This is a genomic window from uncultured Corynebacterium sp., from assembly GCF_902782855.1.
Classification (GTDB): Bacteria; Actinomycetota; Actinomycetes; order Mycobacteriales; family Mycobacteriaceae; genus Corynebacterium.
Window position 1 is genome coordinate 1 of record NZ_CACZOO010000231.1, and the last position, 3,273, is coordinate 3,273.

The window sequence follows — 3,273 nt, forward strand, 5'->3', positions numbered from 1 at the left end:
CCGCAGCACCCAGCACACCGGTCGGCAGCCCGATCCGGTGCAGCCGCCCGTCGATCTCCACCGAGATCTCGGTGCGCTCAAGGTAGGCGTCCTCGATGTCGCCGGTATCACCATCGCCCCCGCCGGTCGAGGCGCCGGGAACGTAGTGGGAGTCCACCCAGTCGGTGTAGATGCCGAAGTCCTCGGCACCGGCCGGGCGGTCAGCGGAATCGAGCCCCTCGCCGGCGGCGACGAACGCCGGGTTCCGTACATGGTCCCGGTGGAACGGCAGCACCGTGCGTACCCCGGAGATCACGAACTCGTCCAGCGCGGCCCGGGCCCGCGACAAAGCCACCTCACGCGTCGGCCCCCACACGATGAGCTTGCCCAGCATCGAGTCGTAGAACCCGGGCACGGTCGACCCGGAGACGACCCCGGCGTCCACCCGGATACCCGGACCCGTCGGGACGCGGAACTCGGTCACCGTCCCCGGGCAGGGGACGAAGCCGTTGGCGACGTCCTCGGCGTTGATGCGGAACTCGAACGCGTGCCCGGACGCCACCGGATCCAACGGCGCACCGGCGGCGACCCAGCTCAGCTCCTCTCCGGCGGCGATCCGGAACTGCTCGGCGACGATGTCCACATCCGAGGTCACCTCCGTGACCGGGTGCTCGACCTGCACCCGCGTGTTGACCTCCAGGAAGGAGACCGTCCCGTCGTCGGCGACGATGAACTCCACCGTGCCGGCCCCGACATACCCGGCGGCGGCACAGATGGACCGCGCGCCCTCGGTGATCTGACCGGTCTGGGCGGGTGTCAGGAACGGAGCCGGCGCCTCCTCGACGAGCTTCTGGAACCGGCGCTGCGTCGAGCAGTCGCGCAGCCCCACCACGGCGACATTGCCGTGGGTGTCCGCCAGGACCTGTGCCTCGACGTGGCGCGGGTGCTCCAGGAACTTCTCGACGAAGCACTCGGTGCGGCCGAACGCGGACCCCGCCTCACGCCCGGCGGAGGCGAAGGCGTCCTCGATCGCATCGAGGCCGTCCTCGCGGGTGACGATCTTCAGACCGCGTCCGCCACCGCCGAAGGCGGCCTTGATGACGACCGGCAGGCCGTGCTCGGCGGCGAAGGCGTGCGCCTCCTCCCAGGACGCCAGCGGCTCCGAGGTCCCCGGTGCCAGCGGTGCGCCGACCGATTCGGCGAGCTGGCGGGCGGCCATCTTGTCGCCCAGGGTGTCGATGGTCTCCGGGGCGGGGCCGATCCACGTCAGCCCGGCGTCCTGCACGGCGCGGGCGAAGCCCGCGTTCTCCGAGAGGAACCCGTAGCCGGGGTGGACGCAGTCCGCGCCGACGCGGACGGCGATGTCCAGCAGCGCGGGGATGTTCATGTAGGTCTGCGCGCCGGTGGACCCCGGCAGGGCGTACGCCTCGTCGGCGACGCGGGTGTGCAGTGCCCCGGCATCCGGCTCGGAGTACACCGCGACCGAGCGGATACCCAGGTCACGGGCGGCGCGGGCGATGCGGACGGCGATCTCGCCGCGGTTGGCGATGAGGACGGTGGTCATGAGAACTCCTGGTCTTTCCTGGCGTCTGGCTGACGGTATTCGACGAAAGTGACCTGTACCCCGGGCGCGAGCTGTGCGGCGGCGTCGAGATCCTCGGGGATGACGGTGGCGATGACGGGGTAGCCGCCGGTGACGGCATGGTCGCGGAGGAACACGACCGGCTGTCCGTCGGGCGGGACCTGGACCGAACCGGCGACCATGCCTTCGCTGGGCAGTTCGCCGTCGTTGTCCCGGACGACGGGATCATCACCGGTGAGCCGCAGCCCGACCCGGTTCGAGGTGGCGCTGACGGTCCAGCGTCCGTCGAGAAGTCCGACGGCGCCCCCGGCGAACCAGTTTTCGCGTGGGCCGGGGACCACGCGGAGGACGCCGTCGGTGCGCACGGTCGCGTCCACGGACCGCACCGAACCGGTGACCGGTCCGGCGTGAACCGAGTCGCCCGGCTCCAACGGCGCCGGGCCGAGCCCGGAGAGCAGGTCGGTGGAGGCCGAGCCCAGCACCGGCTCGGCGACCACACCGCCGCGCACCCCGACGTAGCTGCGCAGTCCCGTCGATGCGGGTCCCACGGTCAGCGTCGTACCGGCACGCAGCAGCAGCGGGACGCCGCGGTCAGCCGCCCGGCCGTCGACATGCACCTCGGCGACGGCACCGGTGACGACGACCACGGTCTCGACAAGCGCGGTGAGGGTCAGCCCACCGATGTTCTCCAGCACTGCGGCGTCCCGGCTGTTGCCCAGGGCCTCATTGGCGGCCTGCGCAGAACCCCGGTCGGCCGCACCCGACCCGGTGACGCCCAGGTCACCGAAACCGTGGCGGCCGGCGTCCTCGACGAGTACCTGCAGGCCCGGGTCGTCGACGCGCAGCACCGGACGACGGCGCTGACGCGGCCCACCGGCCGTGGTGGTCCCTGCGGACTCACTGACCTCGATGCGCTCGGTCACGGCGCGGTAGTGCACGCGGTCGCCGGGGGCGAGCAGGGCGGGTGATTCGGCGGAGGCATCCCAGAACGGCTGCGTCGTCGACCCGATGAGCTGCCAGCCTCCCGGCGAGGTGCGCGGGTAGACCGCGGAGAAGTCCCCGGCCAGGGCCACGGACCGGTCCGGCACCACCGGGCGCGGGGTGGGGTGGCGCGGCACGTCGAGTGCGCGGGTGGCGTCCTCCGGGACGCAGTAGGTGAAACCGGGCGCGAACCCGCCGAAGGCGGCGGTCCACACCGTGGTGGTGTGCCAGTCGACCAGTGCGTCGACGGTCATACCGAGGTGCGCGGCCAGGTCCTCGAGGTCCTCACCGTCGTAGATGACGTCGACGGTGATGTTCCGGGGTTCGGTGCTCGTGGCGTCCCCCGGCAGGAATTCCGGGAGGACGTTGCGGGCGGCGTCCGCGGCGGACGTGGACGCGAAACGGACCAGGACCGTTCGCGCGGCGGCGCCGACGGATGTCTGACCGGGCAGAGGGGAACTGCTCAGTGCGGCGTGCCACGCCATGGCGGTGGCCAGGTCAGGCAGGTCGACGAGCAGGGCACGGGTACCGGCCCGGTGCACAGGGACGGTCACAGGAAGCTCCTGATCCCGATGCCGTCCGCGGCGAGCGCCCTCACGATGCTCCGTGCCAGGGCCACGGAATCCGGCGAATCGCCGTGGACGCAGACGGACTCGGCGTCGACGTTCAGCACCGTGCCGTCGACGGCGGTGACGGAGCCGTTCTCGGCGACCTGGCGGCCCCGGGCGGCG

General features: G+C 72.2%; 3 protein-coding genes. All 3 read right to left on the bottom strand.

Annotated elements, in window-relative coordinates; all coding sequences use genetic code 11:
- On the bottom strand, window positions 1–1,543 hold a 1,543-nt coding region (locus QZV72_RS09645; RefSeq protein ID WP_297007878.1), incomplete at its 3' end, for an acetyl/propionyl/methylcrotonyl-CoA carboxylase subunit alpha.
- On the bottom strand, window positions 1,540–3,096 hold the full coding sequence (locus QZV72_RS09650) for a carboxyltransferase domain-containing protein (protein WP_297007881.1): 1,557 nt from the start codon (window positions 3,094–3,096) through the stop codon (window positions 1,540–1,542). The genes QZV72_RS09645 and QZV72_RS09650, both read right to left, overlap by 4 nt.
- A partial coding sequence (locus QZV72_RS09655; RefSeq protein WP_297007883.1) for a LamB/YcsF family protein occupies window positions 3,093–3,273 on the bottom strand: 181 nt, incomplete at its 5' end. The genes QZV72_RS09655 and QZV72_RS09650, both read right to left, overlap by 4 nt.